Source organism: Brevibacillus sp. IT-7CA2 (assembly GCF_949767855.1).
Lineage (GTDB): Bacteria > Bacillota > Bacilli > Brevibacillales > Brevibacillaceae > Brevibacillus.
This window is the reverse complement of the sequence record NZ_CATKQT010000052.1, coordinates 79,761-100,636: the sequence shown is the minus strand read 5'-3', so window position 1 is coordinate 100,636 and position 20,876 is coordinate 79,761. Positions and strand designations below refer to the sequence as shown.

Annotated in this window: 21 protein-coding genes; 18 read left to right on the top strand and 3 right to left on the bottom strand. The window is 48.1% G+C overall.

The window, feature by feature from the left end:
* The first annotated feature begins 23 nt into the window (after positions 1-23).
* The 6 genes from ACM6JA_RS26155 to ACM6JA_RS26130 all read left to right on the top strand — a co-directional run bounded on the left by ACM6JA_RS26155 (position 24) and on the right by ACM6JA_RS26130 (position 6,985).
* A complete protein-coding gene (locus ACM6JA_RS26155; protein WP_414854730.1) occupies positions 24-1,325 on the top strand; it encodes a homoserine dehydrogenase in 1,302 nt (433 codons plus the stop codon).
* Positions 1,325-2,407 carry a threonine synthase gene (thrC, locus tag ACM6JA_RS26150; protein WP_414854729.1) on the top strand — a complete coding sequence of 361 codons (1,083 nt, stop codon included), beginning with the start codon at positions 1,325-1,327 and terminating at the stop codon, positions 2,405-2,407. The genes ACM6JA_RS26155 and thrC overlap by 1 nt, the downstream gene beginning before the upstream one ends.
* Positions 2,404-3,333, top strand: coding sequence for a homoserine kinase (thrB, locus tag ACM6JA_RS26145; protein ID WP_414854728.1), 930 nt, complete (start codon positions 2,404-2,406; stop codon positions 3,331-3,333). Before thrC ends, thrB begins: the two co-directional genes overlap by 4 nt.
* A 22-nt stretch (positions 3,334-3,355) precedes the next feature.
* Positions 3,356-4,219, top strand: a complete 864-nt coding sequence (gene pheA / locus ACM6JA_RS26140) for a prephenate dehydratase (protein ID WP_414854727.1) — start codon at positions 3,356-3,358, stop codon at positions 4,217-4,219.
* 115 nt (positions 4,220-4,334) lie between these two features.
* Complete coding sequence (gene safA / locus ACM6JA_RS26135; protein ID WP_414854726.1) at positions 4,335-5,945, top strand: SafA/ExsA family spore coat assembly protein; 1,611 nt, start codon at positions 4,335-4,337, stop codon at positions 5,943-5,945.
* A gap of 11 nt (positions 5,946-5,956) precedes the next feature.
* The gene (locus tag ACM6JA_RS26130; protein ID WP_414854725.1) at positions 5,957-6,985 is read left to right on the top strand and encodes a phosphotransferase; all 1,029 of its coding nucleotides are present in this window, start codon (positions 5,957-5,959) and stop codon (positions 6,983-6,985) included.
* Positions 6,986-7,040: 55 nt separating this feature from the next.
* On the opposite strand, the gene ACM6JA_RS26125 is transcribed toward ACM6JA_RS26130, so the two are convergent.
* On the bottom strand, positions 7,041-9,029 hold the full coding sequence (locus tag ACM6JA_RS26125; protein WP_414854724.1) for a bifunctional 2',3'-cyclic-nucleotide 2'-phosphodiesterase/3'-nucleotidase: 1,989 nt from the start codon (positions 9,027-9,029) through the stop codon (positions 7,041-7,043).
* A 216-nt stretch (positions 9,030-9,245) separates the two neighbouring features.
* Between ACM6JA_RS26125 and ACM6JA_RS26120 the strand changes: the two genes are divergently transcribed.
* On the top strand, positions 9,246-9,818 hold the full coding sequence (locus ACM6JA_RS26120) for a BofC C-terminal domain-containing protein (RefSeq protein ID WP_414854723.1): 573 nt from the start codon (positions 9,246-9,248) through the stop codon (positions 9,816-9,818).
* A gap of 86 nt (positions 9,819-9,904) precedes the next feature.
* Here the strand turns inward: ACM6JA_RS26120 and ACM6JA_RS26115 are convergent, their stop codons facing one another.
* Positions 9,905-10,990 carry a hypothetical protein gene (locus ACM6JA_RS26115; protein ID WP_414854722.1) on the bottom strand — a complete coding sequence of 362 codons (1,086 nt, stop codon included), beginning with the start codon at positions 10,988-10,990 and terminating at the stop codon, positions 9,905-9,907.
* Between the two features lie 132 nt (positions 10,991-11,122).
* On the opposite strand from ACM6JA_RS26115, the gene ACM6JA_RS26110 reads away from it, so the two are divergent.
* The 9 genes from ACM6JA_RS26110 to yajC all read left to right on the top strand — a co-directional run bounded on the left by ACM6JA_RS26110 (position 11,123) and on the right by yajC (position 18,520).
* Positions 11,123-11,314 (top strand): hypothetical protein, encoded by a 192-nt coding sequence (locus ACM6JA_RS26110; protein ID WP_007724527.1) that lies wholly within the window; start codon positions 11,123-11,125, stop codon positions 11,312-11,314.
* Positions 11,315-11,435: 121 nt separating this feature from the next.
* Positions 11,436-11,936 carry a crossover junction endodeoxyribonuclease RuvC gene (ruvC, locus tag ACM6JA_RS26105; RefSeq protein ID WP_007724528.1) on the top strand — a complete coding sequence of 167 codons (501 nt, stop codon included), beginning with the start codon at positions 11,436-11,438 and terminating at the stop codon, positions 11,934-11,936.
* Complete coding sequence (gene ruvA, locus ACM6JA_RS26100; RefSeq protein ID WP_048032131.1) at positions 11,933-12,550, top strand: Holliday junction branch migration protein RuvA; 618 nt, start codon at positions 11,933-11,935, stop codon at positions 12,548-12,550. The genes ruvC and ruvA overlap by 4 nt, the downstream gene beginning before the upstream one ends.
* A gap of 4 nt (positions 12,551-12,554) precedes the next feature.
* Positions 12,555-13,553: a Holliday junction branch migration DNA helicase RuvB gene (gene ruvB, locus ACM6JA_RS26095; protein ID WP_012685582.1), complete on the top strand. Its 999-nt coding sequence runs from the start codon at positions 12,555-12,557 to the stop codon at positions 13,551-13,553.
* Positions 13,550-13,768, top strand: a complete 219-nt coding sequence (locus tag ACM6JA_RS26090) for a DUF2905 domain-containing protein (protein ID WP_012685583.1) — start codon at positions 13,550-13,552, stop codon at positions 13,766-13,768. Before ruvB ends, ACM6JA_RS26090 begins: the two co-directional genes overlap by 4 nt.
* Before the next feature lie 159 nt (positions 13,769-13,927).
* Positions 13,928-15,862: a SpoIID/LytB domain-containing protein gene (locus ACM6JA_RS26085; protein WP_414854721.1), complete on the top strand. Its 1,935-nt coding sequence runs from the start codon at positions 13,928-13,930 to the stop codon at positions 15,860-15,862.
* Positions 15,863-15,905: 43 nt separating this feature from the next.
* On the top strand, positions 15,906-16,934 hold the full coding sequence (queA, locus tag ACM6JA_RS26080; RefSeq protein ID WP_414854720.1) for a tRNA preQ1(34) S-adenosylmethionine ribosyltransferase-isomerase QueA: 1,029 nt from the start codon (positions 15,906-15,908) through the stop codon (positions 16,932-16,934).
* A 116-nt stretch (positions 16,935-17,050) separates the two neighbouring features.
* Positions 17,051-18,181 (top strand): tRNA guanosine(34) transglycosylase Tgt, encoded by a 1,131-nt coding sequence (gene tgt / locus ACM6JA_RS26075; protein WP_173618908.1) that lies wholly within the window; start codon positions 17,051-17,053, stop codon positions 18,179-18,181.
* Positions 18,182-18,199: 18 nt separating this feature from the next.
* Positions 18,200-18,520 carry a preprotein translocase subunit YajC gene (gene yajC / locus ACM6JA_RS26070; protein ID WP_414854719.1) on the top strand — a complete coding sequence of 107 codons (321 nt, stop codon included), beginning with the start codon at positions 18,200-18,202 and terminating at the stop codon, positions 18,518-18,520.
* 49 nt (positions 18,521-18,569) lie between these two features.
* Here the strand turns inward: yajC and ACM6JA_RS26065 are convergent, their stop codons facing one another.
* The gene (locus tag ACM6JA_RS26065; protein WP_376898702.1) at positions 18,570-18,986 is read right to left on the bottom strand and encodes a TIGR04086 family membrane protein; all 417 of its coding nucleotides are present in this window, start codon (positions 18,984-18,986) and stop codon (positions 18,570-18,572) included.
* Positions 18,987-19,116: 130 nt separating this feature from the next.
* On the opposite strand from ACM6JA_RS26065, the gene corA reads away from it, so the two are divergent.
* Both corA and ACM6JA_RS26055 read left to right on the top strand, forming a co-directional pair.
* Complete coding sequence (gene corA, locus ACM6JA_RS26060; protein WP_007717563.1) at positions 19,117-20,094, top strand: magnesium/cobalt transporter CorA; 978 nt, start codon at positions 19,117-19,119, stop codon at positions 20,092-20,094.
* A gap of 68 nt (positions 20,095-20,162) precedes the next feature.
* Complete coding sequence (locus ACM6JA_RS26055; protein ID WP_414854718.1) at positions 20,163-20,876, top strand: DUF421 domain-containing protein; 714 nt, start codon at positions 20,163-20,165, stop codon at positions 20,874-20,876.

Genomic DNA, 20,876 nt, shown 5'->3' with positions numbered 1-20,876 from the left:
AAGAAAAGGCAGGGGAGAGAGACATGGAGAAGCAGAGCATTAAATTGGGATTAATGGGTTTTGGTACAGTCGGGACTGGTGTAGTACGTATTATTCAAGCGCATCAGGAGGATTTGCAAAAGCAAACCGGCCTCAGTATTGAGATTTCCCGTATTCTTGTTAAGGATGCGGAAAAATCTCGCAATATTTCATCCATGGAGACAGCGCTGACCACTGACCCTGCTAGTCTTTTGGATGATCCAGAAATTGAAGTCATCGTAGAAGTAATTGGTGGAATTCACCCTGCAAAGGAATACATTTTGGGTGCACTTGAACGAGGCAAGCACGTAGTAACAGCCAACAAAGATCTGATGGCGTTGCACGGGGCCGAAATTTTAGAGAAGGCGCAAGAAAAGGGCTGTGATGTTTTCTACGAGGCAAGCGTGGCAGGTGGAATACCGATTTTGCGCGCGTTAGTAGAAGGGTTCTCCTCAGACCGTATCGCGAAAATGATGGGGATTGTCAACGGGACGACCAATTACATCATGACCAAAATGAGTCAAGAGGGCGCAGAATATAGCGAGGTATTGAAAGAAGCCCAAGCACTGGGCTATGCGGAGCAAGACCCTACCTCTGATGTAGAAGGCTTTGATGCCGCCCGCAAAATGGCGATTCTGGCAACGTTGGGCTTCCGTGTACCGATGAAGCTAGAAGATGTAGACGTAAAAGGGATCAGTTCCGTGAGCAAGGAAGATATCGCCTATGGCAAACAACTGGGCTATGAAATCAAGCTGCTCGGACTTGCTCGTCGTGACGAAGAGGCGATTGAGGTAAGTGTGCAGCCAACTCTGGTTCCAAAATCCCATCCACTCGCTTCCGTAAATGGCGTCTTTAATGCCGTGTACGTACATGGGGAAGCAGTAGGGGAGACCATGTTTTACGGGCCGGGCGCAGGTGAGTTGCCGACTGCTACCGCCGTTGTGTCTGACCTGGTCACTGTCGTCAAAAACAGAAAGCTAGGAGTGAATGGACGCGGAATGGTTGCTCCATACAAAGAAAAAGTATTGAAAGAAGACAGCGAAAAATTCTCGAAATACTTCCTGCGTATCGTAGTTGCCGATAAACGCGGTGTACTTGCTCAAATAACGCAGATGTTGGCAGACAAAAATATTTCCCTTGAGCAGGTCATCCAGCAACCGTTTAACAACGGACGTGAAGCGGAGATTATCATGATTACACACCTGTCCTCAAAAAGTGATATGGATGCGGTACTGGCTTACATGGAGCAGATGGATATCGTATCAACTGTGCAGAGCTGCTACCGTGTAGAAGGGGGAGACAAATAATGGCTTCTGATCGACAGTCTGGCATCCTGGCACGTTACCGGGAATTTCTCCCGATCACAGAAAAAACTCCGCTGGTTAGCTTGCATGAAGGAAACACCCCCCTGATCCACGCCCCGAACCTCTCCAAACAATTGGGAGTGGAGCTGTACGTCAAGTACGAGGGGCTCAATCCGACCGGCTCTTTCAAAGATAGAGGTATGGTCATGGCTGTAGCCAAAGCGGTAGAAGAGGGAAGCAACACAATCATGTGCGCTTCGACGGGGAATACATCAGCAGCAGCTGCGGCGTATGCGGCACGCTCAGGATTGCGTTGCATCGTCCTGATCCCGAACGGCAATATCGCGTTGGGTAAGCTGGCACAGGCTATCGCCTATGGTGCAGAAGTCATCGCGATTGACGGTAATTTTGATAAAGCGTTGGATATCGTTCGCGAAATCACAGCGAAAGAGCCGATTACACTGGTGAATTCCGTGAACCCTTACCGGATCGAAGGACAAAAGACTGCGGCATTTGAAGTGTGCGATGCGCTGACGGACGCACCTGACATTTTGGCCATCCCAGTTGGCAACGCAGGTAACATTACAGCATACTGGAAGGGTTTCGAGGAATATTTCGCAGTCAAAAAATCGAGTCGTTTACCTAAGATGTACGGATTCCAGGCAGCGGGAGCAGCTCCATTGGTTCATGGCAAACCAGTAGCCAACCCTGAAACGATTGCGACTGCTATTCGCATTGGAAACCCGGCGAGCAAGGATGGTGCTTTGAATGCCATTTCGAAATCAAGCGGTCTCATCGATAGTGTAACGGACGAAGAAATTTTGCATGCGTATCATTTGCTAGCGAAGAGTGAAGGTGTGTTTTGTGAGCCTGCCTCGGCAGCATCGCTGGCTGGCATTATCAAGCTGCATGAGGCTGGAAGGCTTCAACCCGGCAGCCAGATCGTGTGCGTACTGACTGGAAACGGACTAAAAGATCCAAATATCGCTTTGAAGCTGGTAGATGAAGAGCCGCGTTCTGTTCCGGCGACACATGAAGCTGTGATGGAGCTGGTTCGTCAAAGTGGGAGAGAATTTGTATTATGAACGGGCGACATGTAAAAGTAACCGTACCGGCAACGACAGCGAATCTGGGACCGGGATTCGATGCGCTGGGAATGGCTTTCCAGTTGTATTCTGTCGTAGAAATGGAAATTAGTGATCATACGACAGTAGAGATGATGGGCAAGGAGCTACAAGGAACACCGACGGACAAAAACAATCTTCTGTACAAGGTTGCGGCGAGATTGTTTCAAGAAGCAGGTCTCGCCATTCCTGAGCTTGCGATCCGTGCTTCAAGTGACGCTCCTCTGACGAGAGGATTGGGGAGCAGTGCCGCTGCGATTGTAGGTGCACTTGTAGCAGCCAACCATCTCGCTGGCGAACCATTTACTCGTGAGCAGTTGTTTGAAAAAGCAACACGCCTGGAAGGGCATCCAGATAATGCGGGTGCTTCGATGTTTGGCGGTATCATTGTTGCGACGATGCCCGAAGTACCAGGAGACCCCATTCCATATGTGCGGTTTTCTGCTCCGGCGGGATTGCAAACACTCGTCGTGATCCCAGAATTTATGCTCTCGACAGAAAAAGCACGGAACGTCTTGCCACAGGTGTACAGCAGAGAGGATGTTGTATATAATGTGGGTCATAGTAGTTTGCTAGTTGCTGCACTGGCACAAGGCAGACTAGACCTGATGGGACGGGCAATGTCGGATCGGTTGCATCAGCCGTATCGAGCAAAGCTTGTACCTGGCTTGAACGAAATCCTGGACAAAGCAACTGAACACGGGGCACTGGGGGCTGCTTTAAGCGGCGCTGGACCGACGATCCTCTGCTTTTTCTCTTCGGATGAAGAATTAGAGAAGCTGCGTGCATTTGTGGACAGAGTGATGAAAGGGCACGACATCTCGTACCGCGTGATGATCTTGCAACCGGACGAAAATGGCGTACAGGTAGAAATCCATCAGAGATAGACCATAGTGGATAGGAGTAGCCATGGAGAAGAAACTTGCTTTTCTAGGACCGCGTGGAACGTTTACCGAAGAAGCAGCGCGGATATTGTCACTCGGACAAAAGCTATCTTTCGTTCCGTACCCAAGTATTATTGAAGTACTAAACGCTGTTTCCAAAAAGGAAGTGGCATACGGTGTCGTACCGATGGAAAACTCCATTGAAGGAACAGTCAATTCTACACTGGATTGGCTCATTCACGAAGTAGATCTGCCTATTTTGGCGGAGCTTGCACTGCCCATTACGCAAAACTTGCTGGTGGCAAAAAGAGAGCACCCATTGCCTTTGTCCGCGATTACGAGAGTGCTGTCACATCCTCAAGCGATTGCACAAAGTCATAACTTTTTGCGTGAGAATGTGCCAGAAGCAGCGATTGAAACGGTAAACAGTACGGCATTGGCTGCAAAAATGGTGAGTGAGCATCCAGAAGAGCCGTGGGCTGCTGTTGGTACTCGATTGAATGTAGAGATTTATCCATTGGAGTTTGCGCGTGAACAAATTCAAGATTATTCGAATAACTACACGCGCTTTGTTCTTGTCGGTCAGGAAAGTCTTGATCTACCGGTTTCCCGCAAGGAAAAGACGACGATACTGGTAACGCTGCCGGAAGATTTCCCGGGAGCATTGTATCAAGTACTGGCTGCTTTTGCTTGGAGAAAGGTCAACTTGTCTCGCATCGAATCACGTCCGACAAAAAAAGCACTCGGAAGCTATTACTTTGTCATCGACATTGAACAGAAGATGGACGACGTCTTGTTGCCAGGAGCGTTTGCGGAGATTGAAGCCATTGGTTGTCAAGTTCGTCAGCTCGGGACGTATCCATTTTATATGCATCAGACCAATTCCTAGAGGGATTGGTTTTTTCTTTTTCTGCTCCCTCCCAACAAAGGAGTGGCGTCAAGGAGCAAAACGCCCATGACTGCATACGATGTTAGGGAGCTTGGTGCAAGGGAGGAGAAAAACATTGAGAATACACATCGTCCAAAAAGGCGATACGATGTGGAAGATCGCCAAAAGATATGGCGTCGATTACAAAGAACTGTTACGCCTTAATAGTCAATTAAAAACTCCCGATATTATTTATCCTGGAGCGAGAATCAAGATTCCGGCGAAACAAGTTCCTGTCCGACCACCGCAAAGAACGACGCCCCCCCATCCAATGAGTGAGGCGGCCCCTTATGTGAAAGAAAGACCGATTACGGAAGAGGAAGAGATGGAGGTACCGCAACAAATCGAAAGGCGGCCCATTGAGCCGGAAGAATCAGGAGAGGTACAAATCGAATCCAGGGAGGAGATACGACCTACTCTACCGCCGGCTCCCATTCCAACGAGGCCACCCAAGGAGATGCCTAGACCTCCCAAAGAAATGCCAAGACCACCAGTCCCTTCTGTTTCACCAGAGGTAGTCAGGCCAACGGCACCACCAACATTACCACCTCCACCACCAACACAGCCTATTCCAAAACCAACGGAGCCGATCGAAAAACCAATCGAAAAACCGATTGAGAAGCCAACACCGTATAAACCACCGAACATTTCAGGGAAGCCAAATGTGCTGCCTCCGGTTCCGCCTGTTCCTATACGTCCACTCATACCGACTCCACCTCCAACCAGAGTGAGTCCGTATATTTATCCACCAGCGATTCCACCGAATCAAAATGTGCCCAACATTCCATATAGACCACCGACTCAGGTCTTGCCATTACAGCCTACACGACCGCCAGCATATGTATGCCCACCTTGCCCACAGCCGAATTATCCACCGCCACGGGTAAGTCCATTGCAACCAATGCAACCAAACTATCCGCCGCCACGGGTAAGTCCATTGCAACCGATGCAGCCAAACTACCCACCACGGGTAAGTCCATTGCAACCGATGCAGCCAAACTACCCACCACGAGTAAGTCCATTGCAACCGATGCAGCCAAACTACCCACCACGAGTAAGTCCATTGCAACCGATGCAGCCAAACTATCCACCGCCACGGGTGAGTCCGTTGCGGCCGCAGAAGCCGCCTTCAAAGGTGAGCCCACAACAGCAGCTCAAGCCACCTTCAAAAGTGAGCCCGCAACAGAAGATGAAGCCATCGACGAGGGTAAGCCCAGAGCAAGAGCGCAGGCCAATGCCACAGGTGCGTCCATTCCCGCCATTCCCACCATTTCCGCCATTTCCGCCTTGCCCACCGTTCGGGAATCCGTGGATTGGCCCGTTTTATCCAAATCGACGACCGATTGTGAGTCCAGAACAAATTCGACCAATCAATCCATTTCCAATCGTCCCGCGACCGATTAGACCGATGCCGTTTCCTTATCCATGCCCACCACCATTTCCACCCATGCCATTAAAGCGGCCACGAGCGAAGAAGCCAGTGTGCCCGGAACCAGTGGAGTCATCATCATGTGAGTGTTCTTCTGAAGTCCCGGAGTACAGAGGACGAAAAGGCAAGTACAATCGTTCTCCACAGGAGATTCACAATAACATGATGTTCCCACCTTCCCCGTGTATGGCTTCCATGCCTGAACAAGGGGTTTGGCCGAACTGGGGAGATGGGCATGAAGATTCCTCTTCTTACTGAGAGGGTATGGGATGAACAAAGGAATCTTATCCACCATTGAAAAGACTTTTCGCTGTCAAATCTACGGGGTGAAGCCGAAGCGAAACGTCAACCTGTTAAAAACAGACCGGGGCCACTGGATACTCAAAGGATATAAGCAGGTCGAAAAAGCTGTGTGGGTGACAGAGTTAGCGGATGCACTGCATGAGAAGGGCTTTCATCATACCGTGCAGTATGTGGCGAATCAGGAAGGGTCCAAAATTTTTGCATATGAAGACCGTCATTACACCATCATGAAAATGATTGATGGGCATGAAGCAGATAACGCTTCTCTTTTCGATGTCAAAAAAACAGCAGAAACATTGGCCCGTTTTCATGTTGCAGCTCAGGATTTTCCTATTGCTCATTCGTATGCGTATGAAGGAAAACCGGCTCTTTTAGATAAATGGGAGAGCCGCTTGGAATACTTTGAGCGGTTGATGTGGTCGATTGAACAGAAAGGACCCCAGACAAAACTGGAGCAGCTCATTTCGCACCAGGCAGATCACGTTCTTCGAGATGGCAAGGAGCTGCTGCAATCTGCCTACAAGTTGCCTTTGACGCCAGAAATGTTTTTAGCCATGGAGAAGGGGACACTCGCGCACAGAGACGTGGCGAGTCATAACTTTTTGCTTACGGAGCGAGGCAATTGCTATTTGATTGACCTTGATACAGTAGGTCATGATCTTCAGCTTGTTGACCTGGTACAATTGATGTCGCGGATGCTATTGATGCAAGAGTACCGCATGGATTCCTTTGTGGAAGCGATGGAAGCCTATAGTAACGTCAACTATTTATCTGATACCCAGATTTGGGCTGTTCATCAATTGCTTCGCTATCCGGATAATTTCTTGCGGGAGGTAACGGGCTTGTATAGTCAGCGCCCAGGCTACCACATGAAGGGCGTCATGCAGCTGATCCAAATGGAAGGCAAAGTGATGGCGAATCGCCAACGTTTTTTAAACGATGGAGAACGAATTTTCCAGCACTCTCCATGGGGTCATTACCATTTTGTCGGATAGTCGGATAAAACAAAACATCCCTCTCGAAAGAGGGATGTTTGTGTTGTTGACAAGCTTACTTGGAAGCAGGCTTGGACAGATCAATAGAGAATTTCGCAAACCCAGATTCCAATACGTTGATGAACTTGATATTGGACAATTTTTCAGCGAATGGTTTCGCGTCAGGAGAAGAAGTGAATGTAACGTTCAGCTTCGCTTCTACTGGAGCAAAAGACCAGTTGTTGTCTGCTGCTGGGTCGATATTTTTTTGATTCAGGATGTAGTCGATTACGATTTGACGGTTTTCATCTGGAGAATCGATTACGATGTTTTTGCCATCCAGACCTGGGAACGCACCGCCGCCGCTTGCACGGTAGTTGTTGGTTACGACGATGAATTTGTCTTCAGGTTTTACTGGTTTGCCGTTAAAAGACAGGTTTTTGATGCGGTTTGCATCTTTGCTTGCTACTTTTCCATCTACAGCGTATTTGGATGGCTGTGTAACATCGATTTGATAAGTAACACCGTCGATTACATCAAAGTTGTACGTTGGGAAAGACTCGTTGATGAGTGGTTGCTCATCTGTTTTCTTCGCATCGATTTGGTTGAACTGTCCAGCGGAGCGCTCCAACCATTCTTTCACCGTAGCTCCATCGACCAGAACTGCTTTCAATGTGTTCGGGTAGATGTACAGGTCAGATACGTTTTTGATGGCGATTGTACCAGCTGGGATATTGGAGTAGTAGCTTACTCCGTTGCGGCCGCCTGCTTTAAATGGTGCACCAGCAGACAGAACTGGAATGCCTTCGTATTCTGTACCCTTCACGTTTTTCTCAACGAACCATTTTTGTGCATTGGTTACGATTTGGATAGATGGGTCATCTTGTACGAGTGCAAAGTAGCTGAAGATCGGGGAAGATGTTTTCCCTACAGCAGAACGAACCCATTCAACTGTTTTATCGTGATCTTCTTTTACAGCATCTACGATAGCTTTATCAGCATCAGCCAAGGATGCTTTGTTAGCTTTGTCATAGATCGGAACTACTTTTGTAGCGGACTCAGCCACTTTCCATTTGCCTTTTTCTTGTTTCAGCGTCAGGTCGATCACGCCGAGGTGGTTACCCCAGAAGCCAGGCATAACGGCTGGTTTACCGTTGATCGTTCCTTTTTCTGCATCAATGCCTGGAATTTTATCGAATCCAGGGCCAGGGAATACGGAGTGGGAGTGTCCGAACAGGATCGCGTCGATACCATCTACCTTGCTCAGCTGGTAGCTAGCGTTCTCCAATTGAGGACCACCCTCGATAGGGCCAATTCCGGAGTGAGGAACCGCGATGATGATGTCCGCACCTTTTTTCTTCATTTCAGGTACGAATTTGTTGGCGGTTTCCACGATGTCCTTCGCGATTACTTTTCCTTCTAGGTTAGCCTTGTCCCACTGCATAATTTGTGGCGGAACAAAACCGATTACACCTACTTTGAGTTTTACATCTTTACCGTTCTCATCTTTAAAAGTACGCTCCAGGATTTCGTAAGGAGTGTACATGTTTTTGTCATTGTCCGGGTTTTTGTCTTTGTCATCTACATAGACGTTGGAATTTATGTAAGGGAATTTCGCACCCTTCAAGCTGGTGTCCAAGAACTCCAAACCAAAGTTGAACTCGTGGTTACCGATGTTAGCAACATCATAGTCCATCAGGTTCATTGCTTTATAAGCAGGGTGAGTATCTCCAGCTTTCAACGGATCGATTTTTGCCACGTAGTCGCCCAATGGGTTTCCTTGCAACAAGTCACCGTTGTCGATCAGGATGCTGTTTTTCGCTTCTTCTCTTGCTTTTTTGACCAATGTCGCTGTTTTTGCGAGGCCAAACTCGTCTGTGTTTTTGTCTTGATAGTAGTCATAGTTAACGATGTTTGTGTGGATATCTGTCGTTTCCAACAGGCGGAGCTTGAGGACAGAATCTGTTTGCGCGCTTACAGGAGTAAGAGGAAAAGAGAGTGCGCCAACAACCAAAGAAGTGCTGAGGAGGAAAGCAGTCAGCATTTTTTTGTTCGTTTTTTTCATGTTTGAAATGACCTCCATAAGTTTACAATAATGCCAAGCAAAAATAGTTTATCATTAGATTCGGAAGCTGGATAGATAGCTAGATGAAATAGTATATTAATTTTTTGTATTGACAAAAATAAAAAAATATATCGTCAATCCCCCATTGGTCGCGTATGTCCCTCTATCTTTGTGGAAATGATAGGAAGAAAAACCTATATAAAGAAGGGGTTCTATGTGACTGAGAAGAAAAAGTGGATGGTTTACGCGACGTGGGGTGCAGCATTAGCCACGGGCGTCGTAGTCGGCATCCTGTTAGTAGGGAAGGACGGAAACGATTCGGGTCTGGCTCGTTTACTGAACCATACAGGAAAAGCGGACGTAGTCGTAGGTAATTCGTATGAACTGGTTTTAGCTCGCCATTATTTGTGTGGGGTGCGAGATGAAGAACATGTGACAGTTCGTACCAATCAACTGGCAGACGTCATGGGTAACTATAATGGATGGGAAATTGTACAAGCAGAACCTATCAAGATGATCTTAATGAAACGCGAGCAGGATATAGCGCCAGCATGCAAGGAGAATGGACATATCGGAATAGCTGCGGACGGCATGCTTACTCTCTTTCATGGTCTGCCTGCTGAACAAGATGTCGTGCAAACCTTTTATCGAATCGATACTGCGAAAATGGAAGCGAGTCTGCCAAAAGAGGAATGGGAGAATCTGAAACGGGGGATTCGCATTCGTAATTTGGCAGAGTATAACAGTGTATTGTCCACCTATGGCGAATACCAATGGAGTGGCCAATGAAAACGGGTAGACCAAAAGAAATCCCTTTCGAGCCTTTCGTGTAAAAAAGCACGTATTGGACTGGAAAGGGATTTTTATTTCCATTGCTATGGATTCGGTTCAACCGCAATGATTCGCCAGCGTTCCCCCGGTACTTCGCGGCGCAAAAGAAACTTCCATGTCCGTCGAAAATTACCACCTTCCCGGCCGATGTATGTGAGTCGAACAGGAACCTCTATCAAGAAGGGGCCGCGTTCGTCTGACGGGATGACGATTTCTGACGATCGCACAGATTCGATCGCGGACAGCCCTTCAGGAAGTGAGAATCCGTCCGTTGTCATTCGCATCGCATGGGTGTCGTGCTCATGCAGAGCCGTGAGGAAATAGCCGACGAGCTCTTCAGGAGACGCCCCTTTTATTGTAGTTGCAAGCGCTCCGGAGGCCTTGAGAATCATCATGCTGTGACTGGGATCGGGCTCTGTGCGTCGATGAGTGGAGCTGCCGAAAAAGTGGATGCAAAAATGCCCGGGGAATTCATTTCCTTTAATCGCACCAGCGCCATGAGGCATTCCGTGCATGGATGCTGCAAAATAAGTTCCGTCTACCTCTACCAGAATGGCTCTGCGCTTCCACGACCATTTCCCCTGATAAATATTCTTCATGATCTGTGTATCTTTGCGTGTCAACGGCTGAACATCGGCATGGCGACTGCCTGCTCTGCGCTGGACATCAAAACGTTGGCCTGTCTCTAAATCAATCACGGTACCGAACTCCATCCGTTTCAACGTTTTTTTCACCTGTTCCCAGGGAATGGCTTGCGCAAAATGGATGGTCTCTACGGACTTGATCATTTCTTCGATCCGCTGGCGAACATCGTTTGCCAAAACATAGCGACGAGGCATTTCTGTTTCATAAAGCTGGCCATCGTGATCATATACATACGTTCGTTTTTTTACGGTCAATGTAGCACGTACCCAGTGCGGGTTATAGGAGGCGACTTCGGTAGTAGAGCCCAATAGCCGCTTCGTAAATTGCTTTTGATCACGGAAGGACATGCTCGTTTGGAAGGAGGACTCAGGTGACACCGAAACGGTGACCGTGATGTCATTCTTGACCTTGGCAAACACAGAGTGCGGCATTGACAGGGCGATTACGAAGAGGCATATACAAAAAATAAGGACTTTGCTTCGCAACAACCAACACCTCCACTGCTTATCGTTTCAATAAGATGTCTGGCTCATGTGGCGTAAATCTTGGTATCATAACACCATTGCGCTTACGCCATACTGATTTCATACGGTGATCGAAGGAGGAGTCTTTAGACCATGTCTACCATGCCTAGAGGTAGCTACAAAGACCAGTTCCATCAGCGTTTGTACGTTCAGTTGAACCAGGGGCACAACAAGCTCAATTACCAACAGATCAACAAGATCAAAGAGCACATGCAGAGTGGCGTAGACGACTATGCCCACATGCAGCATGATGTGTCGGATTCATTCGGAATGAACAAACACTAACAGACACCGTATAACCCGCTCCTTTAATAGGGAGCGGGTTTTTATATGGAAATACACGTTCGCTTTTCGGGTGCTTTGTGTTACAGTAGAGAGTAGAATCTTTGCTCACGGAGAGTGGACTATGCGCATTTTAGGAATTGACCCTGGCATTGCGATTGTTGGCTTCGGGGTTGTGGATAAAGAGGGCAGCCAATTGCGTCCCGTCCAATATGGAAGCATTCAGACAGAAGCAGGATTGCCAGTGCCACTTAGATTGAAACAGATTTTTGAGGCAATGCAGAGCCTTCTGGAAACATATCGTCCCGATGAAATGTCCGTCGAAAAGCTTTTCTTTAATAAAAACGTGACGACGGCCTTTACAGTTGGTCAAGCGCGAGGGGTTATTATACTTGCAGCAGAGCTGGCTGGTGTGCCGGTCTATGAATATACCCCAATGCAGGTCAAGCAAGCCGTGACTGGATACGGGGGAGCAGAGAAGAAGCAAATACAGGAAATGACGAAGCTCTTATTGCGGTTAAAAGAAGTACCAAAGCCTGACGACGTGGCGGACGCATTGGGCATTGCTATTACGCACGCACAGTTTCGCGCGTTCATTTCCATTTCGGAAGGGGTTCAGAAATGATTGATTTTGTAGAAGGTACACTTAGTTATCTCGATTCGGAATACATAGTTATCGAAACCGGCGGAATAGGTTATCGACTGTTTTGCCCAAACCCGTATCAATTCGTTCGATATGAAGGCAGCAAAACTAAATTGTTTACCCACCACCATGTGCGGGAGGATGCCATTCTGTTGTACGGTTTCGCTACCCGTGACGAACGCGATTTATTCCGCAAGTTGCTTGATGTTAGCGGAATCGGTCCAAAGGGCGGATTGGCCATTCTGGCTGCGGCGACGCCTGAGCAGCTGGTGATGGCGGTTCAACAGGAGAATGTTACCTATTTGACGAAATTTCCGGGGATTGGGAAAAAGACTGCCCAGCGCATTATCCTCGATTTGAAGGATAAATTGGTAGGATACACACCATCTGCGATTTTGACTGTTGCAGCGGGTGATTTGACAGCAGGCGAGCAAGCTGTGTCTGCGCTGAACGAAGCACTCGATGCATTGACTGCACTGGGTTACTCTGATGGTGAACTGCAAAAAATCAGAAACACGCTGTCTGAGAAATCAAAAGAGGGCGATGGTGTAGAAAAGCTCATCAAACAAGGGCTTGCGTTGCTCATGAGGGGGTAGGATTTTGGATTCTCGGATCATCACGACGCATATGAATTGGGAAGAAGATGCGGCGGAGCTGAGCCTCCGTCCTCGCTATTTAAACGAATACATCGGTCAACAGCACGTGAAGGAAAACCTGAAGATTTTTATTGAAGCAGCCAAAATGCGGAAAGAGTCGTTGGATCACGTACTGCTGTACGGTCCGCCTGGTCTAGGGAAGACGACCTTGTCGCAAATTATCGCAAATGAGCTGGGTGTGAATATCCGCACGACGTCTGGTCCGGCAATTGAGCGTCCGGGTGATTTGGCAGCGATTTTGACGAATTTGCAAGAGGGCGACGTCCTGTTTATCGACGAGATTCACAGGCTCAATCGAAGCGTCGAGGAAGTACTATATCCGGCTATGGAGGATTTTGCACTGGACATCATTATCGGTAAAGGGCCAAGTGCTCGCAGTGTTCGTTTGGATTTGCCACCATTTACACTGGTCGGGGCCACGACGCGAGCTGGCATGCTGTCCGCGCCGCTTCGAGATCGCTTTGGGGTTGTAAATCGCCTCGAGTTTTATACAGTCCCGGAACTGACCTTTATCGTTTCCCGTGCAGCCGACATCCTGCAGGTCGTCATTCGAGAAGGCGGAGCAGAGGAGATTGCCAGACGTTCACGGGGAACACCCCGGGTGGCAAACCGTTTGCTGAAGCGGGTTCGCGATTTTGCTCAAGTAAAAGGCGAAGGTGTCATTACAACAGAGATTGCCAAAGAAGCACTAGAAAGATTGCAGGTGGATGCCTGCGGTCTGGATCATATCGACCATAAACTATTGCTAGCGATTATTGATCGCTTTGACGGCGGACCGGTTGGACTGGATACGATCGCAGCAACAATCGGAGAAGAGTCGCAAACGGTGGAAGATGTTTGTGAGCCATACCTCATGCAGATTGGCTTCATGCAGCGGACGCCGCGGGGGCGTGTTCTCACTCCGAGTGCGTACCAACACTTTGGTCGGGAGATGAAATCGTGAATCCTGTAGCCAAGCTACTTATTATTGGTGGTGCTGCATTAATCGTAATCGGTCTTTTGTGGCAAGTAGGAGGCAGATTTTTGCCACTGGGGCGTTTGCCGGGAGATATCGTGGTAGAAAAGGAAAACGTTAAGTTCTACTTTCCGATTGTGACTTGTATTGTGATTAGCATCGTCCTGTCTCTTGGCATGTATTTATTCCGACTGTTTAAATAGGCAAGTGTGAAGGTCATCGGAGCTCATCGTTCCGGTGGCTTTTTTGCGTGCGGGCGTTTGGTCCCATTTTACGAAAAAGGCAGGAGATCAGCCTGCGATTGTCGAAAAACATTGGGAAGACATGCCAATTTTTGTTGAAAATCAGGTGGAGAAAGGACAATGGACGACATGAGAAAGAAATGGATGGGGAAAGTCCTTTCGGTGGGCCTGCTATCAGTAGTTCTCGTAGGAGGACAAGTACCAGCGCAGGCAGCCGGCGACAATATCAGGGTCGCGCTATTTGTGGATACGGGACAAGGTTATCGGGGAGTAGTTCCTTCCGTGACGCTAACGGCTGAAAATGGAATGGAAGTCGTACTCAATGGACCCGAAGGCAAGACAGATTTACCCGAATTAAAGGGAGATGCAGCCCGTTACCGGGTTGATGAATATCATCTGATCGTTGCCGAAACAGGTGACTGGAACCGTGCACAGCAGATTGCACAGCAAATGAGCCAACGCAAATACGAGGGCTCAATCCAGGTGGCAAAGCGCAACGGTCAGACCGTCTATCAAGTCGTAAGTGGAACGTATGACACGTATCAGGCTGCAGCCAATCAGGCAAAAACAGTTGCCCAGGCAATCGGGCAGAACCCGCTGGTAAAAGGTCCACTTCGACTCGAAGCGGGTAAATTCAAAAGTTTAAAAGAAGCACAAGAATGGCAAGCGTCATTTGAAGCAGCAGGTATTCCTGCTTATCCCGTGATGGTATCAGATGGGGATAAAGTCAAATATGCGGTTTGGATCGGCGACGAGGGTAGTCCTGATGCTGTGAAAGAATTGAAACGAAAAGCAAACGCCGCATTTCCTTCTTTCTCCTATCAGGAGCCAGACAGCCAATCTTATGTTATATTGAAGCAGGATGTATACGGATCACCGGATGAAGTGATTTGGAAGTATGTATTCTCTCCTCAAGTTAAGCTGACTGTCGAAGCAAATAAAGCAGGCGATGAATCGGTGATTGGCGTTGTGGAACGAGAGCAGCGCACATATCGCGGTGAGATGGAGCTATCGGAATACAATGGTCACTTGACGCTAGTAAATGAGCTTCCAATGGAAGAGTATCTGTATGGAGTCGTTGGCTCTGAAATGGCTCCAGGCTGGCCGATGGAAGCATTGAAAACACAGGCAGTCCTGTCGAGAACTCGTGCTGTGTGGCAAGGTAATAAGTATGGAGTTGCCAATGTATCCGACACGGTTTTCGAACAGGCGTATTATGGCTATACAAAAGAGTCTGATGATGTACGTGAGGCCGTCGACGATACAGAAGGCAATATCATTTACTACCAAGGCAAGCCAGCAGAGTCACTCTTCTATTCCAATGCAGGCGGTATGACGGCGGACGGCACAGAAGTATGGGGCAATCCGGTTCCTTATTTGCGATCAGTTGAAAGTAAAGACACATATCCAATGGAAAATGCGAGCGTATGGTACCGCGTGGCTTTAGCAGATGGAACGCTCGGCTATGTAAGAAATGATCTGGTAACCGAAACAGGCCAGAACAATTCAGAAGGAAAAAGAATAGCGGTCATTTCGACCGAGAATACCAATTTGCGTTCAGGTCCAAGTACAACGACTCATCGTGTGTTGTCCGTACTCCCTACTGGCGCAGAAGTAACGATCCTCTCAGAAGTAAAAGAAGAAAATGCGTATTCGTGGACGCGTGGTCCGTTTACTGCTACAGAGATTGCAGCCATGATCAATGCCGCGCATGACAAGAACAAAGCTCCACGCATTGCAGGGAACGTAACGAGTCTGAAAGTGACGGAGCGCGGTCCATCTGGACGTGTGATCGCGATGGAAGCAAACGGGACGCCGATCGTCGTTTCTTCACCGGATGCTTTCCGTTCTGTTTTTCAACAAGGTGGCTCCCCTCTGCGTAGCACGAAGTTTGAAGTAGAAATGGTCAATGGCTCGCAATTCATCTTCCGAGGTACTGGCTTTGGGCACGGACTTGGTGTTTCGCAATACGGAGCTCGTGCGATGGCAGAGGAAGGGTATGACTACAAAGATATCTTGCAACACTACTACCAGGATGTGACAATCGAAAAGTAAGTCGTTTGCCACAAGATCTACCGCAAAAAGGAGTAACGATTTCGTGGACGTGCAACAATTTGATTTTGATTTGCCGGAGCATTTAATTGCCCAGCACCCGCTAGAAGACCGAACATCATCGAGATTGCTTGTGTTAGAGAAACAAACAGGCAATATCGTGCATCAGCAATTTACCAATTTAATCGATCACCTCCAAGCAGGGGATGTACTTGTCATGAATGACAGCCGTGTTTTACCTGCCAGATTGATTGGAGAAAAGGCTGAGACTGGTGCAAAAATAGAAATCCTTTTGTTGAAATCACTTGGTGACGATCGCTGGGAGACGCTGGTGAAGCCCGGGAAGCGGATGAAGCAGGGGACAGAAGTGGTTTTTGGAAACGGTCTATTGCGCTGTGTTTGTGAAGACGTGACAGAGACGGGTGGACGAATCGTGCGCTTTTTGTACGAGGGAATTTTTTATGAGATTCTCGACCAATTAGGCTCGATGCCTTTGCCCCCGTATATTCACGCACAACTGGAGGACAGTGAGCGTTACCAGACAGTCTATGCGAAGGAGCGCGGCTCGGCAGCAGCACCGACAGCCGGCCTCCATTTCACGAAGCCGTACTTGGAGCAAATCGCTGCAAAAGGTGTACAGCTGGCTTACGTGACCCTACATGTGGGACTTGGGACTTTTCGCCCTGTTTCAGCGGATTCCGTGGAAGAGCATGTCATGCACGCGGAGTACTATGAGATTCCCGAGGAAACAGTAGATCTGGTAAACCAGGCAAAAGCAGAAGGTAGAAGAGTAATCGCTGTCGGGACGACATCTTGCCGCACATTGGAGACAGTAGGGCGCGCGAATGGAGGAAAGCTGGTCGCAACCTCTGGTTGGACGGATATTTTCATTTATCCGGGCTACACGTTTTCCATCCTGGACGGGCTCCTGACAAACTTCCACTTGCCGAAGTCTACGCTCGTCATGCTCGTGAGTGCTTTGGCTGGAAAAGAGAATGTGATGCGTGCCTACAAAACGGCTGTGGAAGAGGAGTATCGCTTCTTCAGTTTTGGCGATGCGATGTTAATTTTATAAAATGTGAACAACCCACCCGTATAAGTGTATACTTATTAGTCAGGTGGGTTTACTTCATCCAGAAGTTTTTCTATAATAGGTAAGACTTACATACAGAGCTTGAGGAGTGCAAAGATTTGGCTGTACGCTACGAGTTAATCAAAACATGCAAACAAACTGGTGCACGTCTCGGTAAGTTACATACCCCTCATGGGACGATTGACACCCCTGTCTTTATGCCTGTCGGTACACAAGCGACAGTAAAGACGATGAGCCCCGAGGAGTTAAAAGCGCTTGGCGCGGGCATCATCCTCAGTAATACGTACCATTTGTTTCTACGTCCAGGGCATGAAATTGTTCGCGAGGCAGGCGGACTGCACGGCTTTATGAATTGGGACCGTGCCATTCTGACTGATTCCGGCGGTTTTCAAGTATTTAGCCTTAGTAACCTCCGCAAGATTACGGAGGAAGGAGTATCCTTCCGTTCCCACCTAAACGGCGAAAAGCTGTTTATTGGTCCTGAGGAGGCTACACAGATTCAAAACGCGTTGGGTGCCGATATTTTCATGGCATTCGATGAATGTGCTCCTTATCCTGCGGAGTACGATTACGTAAAAAAATCAATGGAGCGAACAACCCGCTGGGCAGAGCGTTGTTTGAAGGCGCATACTCGTCCAAACGAACAAGCGTTGTTTGGAATCGTTCAGGGTGGTATGTTCAACGATTTGCGCGCACAAAGTGCACGCGATCTGGTTTCCATGGATTTCCCAGGTTACGCGATCGGCGGTTTGAGCGTGGGAGAACCGTTTCCTTTGATGTATGAAGTGCTGGAGCATACTGTTCCATTGCTTCCGACAAGCAAAGCCCGCTATTTGATGGGGGTTGGTTCACCAGATGCTCTTATCGAGGGAGCGATCCGCGGCATCGACATGTTTGATTGTGTGTTGCCGACAAGAATTGCCCGCAATGGGACATGCATGACAAGCCAGGGAAGACTGGTCATCCGCAATGCAAAATACGCGCGTGACTTTACCCCGCTTGATCCAAATTGCGATTGCTACACCTGCAAAAATTACACACGTGCTTACATCCGACATCTGGTCAAGTCGGAGGAAACCTTTGGTATCCGATTAACTACCTACCATAACCTGCACTTCTTGGTGAAGTTAATGGAACAGGTGCGTCAGGCGATTGCCGAAGACCGCTTGCAAGATTTCCGAGACCAGTTTTTCGCTCAATATGGATTGGGTGAAGATAGATCTTTTTAATCGAGGGGGATTTTTTTCATGGATGGCTTGACTCAGTTTTTACCGATTATCATCATGTTTGCGATTTTTTACTTCTTGCTGATTCGTCCGCAACAAAAGAAGGCAAAACAACGCAACGCTATGCTTGGTGCTCTGAAAAAAGGCGACAAGATCGTAACAATCGGTGGAGTGCATGGAACGATCCAAGACCTATCTGATGATACTATCACTTTGCGTATTGCTCATAACGTAAACGTTACGTTCGATCGTGGTGCGATCAACAGCGTAGTTTCTTCCAGCAACGAACCTGTAAAGAGTGAACCAGCAAAGAGCGAAGAAGCAAAAGAAGAATCCAAATAATACATGCGAAAAGCAGGTGGGTGATCCACCTGCTTTTTTCTGTCTTGTTTTAGCGGCGAGGCTTGATAACTTTAGGTTTACCGCCTTTATGCTTGTTGTTGGAATTGGCCGAATTCACGCCGAGAATCCCTCCTAACGCAGCCACTCCAAAAGCACCGAACAAGAACAGGAAGGTCCCCCATTGCATCGGGGCGTCAAAGCCGAGGAAGCCGATCAAGAGGATGAAAAGGAAGTAAGTGAGTCCGGTAAGTCCGCCGTAGTACCAGCCCCTGCCGCCGCACCGACGTCCAGTAACGAATCCCCCGATCAAGAGGGCGATGGCATTGATCACGTACGTAAAATAGGGCAGCGTGCCTTCCCGTATCGAGGTGAAGCTAAGGAGCAAGGTCGCGAGCAACGCTCCAATTAAAACAAGACATGTCGTATACAATAGACCTGTCAGTACAGAGGTAGATGCACTTCGCACGGTATGTACCCCCTTATTGGAAGTGTTTGTACATCTATATGAGAGGCTTGGCTCACGTATTCATCTTCGCGTTGAACATTGATAGGAATTTTCGTATGATGGATGGGGAACGAGACGGGGGTGAGGAAGATTGATCAAAACGTACTTTTATAACCACTCTGAACAGAAGATGTTTCACGACGTTGATCTGGCAACGAAGGATCAATGGCTGAAATCACCAGAGGATCTACTCTGGATCGATCTGTATGATGTGGGAAACAATGAACTGCCCTATATTGCCAAGATTTTCGACTTTCACCCGCTGGCAATTGAGGACTGCCTGCACGTCAGTCCACGTGCCAAGGTAGACAAGTACGATGACTACTATTTCTTCGTTTTTCACGCCCTGCGTTACAATGAAGAAAGCGATGACGAGATCACAACGGTAGAACTGAACGTTTTTCTCGGCCCTAACTACATCGTGACGATCCACAAGTCTCCGATGAATACCATCGGTCGGATCGCTGCCATGTGTCACCGCAACATTTCTTACTTGAACAGAGGTCCTGACTATTTGCTGTATGCCATTGTAGACGGGATTACCGATGAATATTTTCCCATTATTGATCGGATTAGTGTGCGGATTGACGAGCTGGAGGACGAGATTTATGAACATCAGATGGAGGAAATTACCGAAGAGTTCCTGGCGTTGAAGCGAACGATTATTTTAATCAGGCGAGTGATCATGCCGCAAAAAAGAATTTTCGCGAACGTCAATGGCCGTTACTCCTTCGATATTTCCGAGGAAAACGTTCCGTTCTACACCGACCTAACAGACCACTTGGAGCGGATTTCCGATTCAACGGAAACCTTCCGTGATCTGGTTAACGGTGCGTTGGATACTTACTACACCATCATTAGCGCCAAAACAACGGAGACGATGCGAGTTCTTACAATCATCTCTACGATCATCCTTCCGTTGACATTTATCACCGGACTATTCGGGATGAATACTTTCGCATGGCTGGGTGAAGAAGCCGAACCGTATATGCTGATCGTGGCACTCGTGATTATGCTAGCCATGACGTTTGCCATGCTCCACATTTTCCGCAAGCGAAAGTGGCTGTAATTGGTGCTAATACTTTCCCTGCCCCTTGTTGAACACTAGTATCAAATGTTCTTTGGGGGGCAGCGAAAGTGGATAATCTTACAATGGTGTTACTTCGCACCCTTTTCTCGTATTTTTTCCTCTTGATCTTGGTGCGGTTGATGGGAAAGCGGGAATTGGGAAAGCTGTCCGTTTTTGATGTAGTCATTTCGATCATGCTTGCAGAAATGGCTGCACTGGCGATTGAGGATGTCGATAAGCCTGCTCTTCGGTTTTATTTGCCGATGCTGTTGATTGCCTTATTGGAAGTCGCCTTCGCTTATCTGTCATTAAAGAGCAAGAAATTCCGCGATACAGTGGACGGCTCTGCCGATTTGATTATAGAAAATGGGCAAATCAGGGAGCAGGCGATGCGTCGCAATCGCTTGAACATGGATGATTTGATGGTACATCTGCGGCAAAAAGACGTAAAAAACATTGCCGATGTTGAATTTGCGTTGTTGGAGCCAACCGGACAGATGAGTGTGTTTTTAAAGGAGCAAAAAGAAAAGATTACGAGGGAAGATTTATCGTTGATGATGAAGCCACAAGTCGGTCCTGTCTCGTACAAAGGTCTGCCCATCCCACTGATTCTCGATGGCAAGGTGAGAACGGAAGCACTGAACAAGATCGGACAAAACCAGCTTTGGCTGAAACGAGAAATCCGCAAATACGGAATCAAAGACATTCGAGAGGTTTCTTTTTGCAGCATTGACGAACGTGGCATCATGTATTTGGACAAAAAAGACAAGCCGCTGCAATAG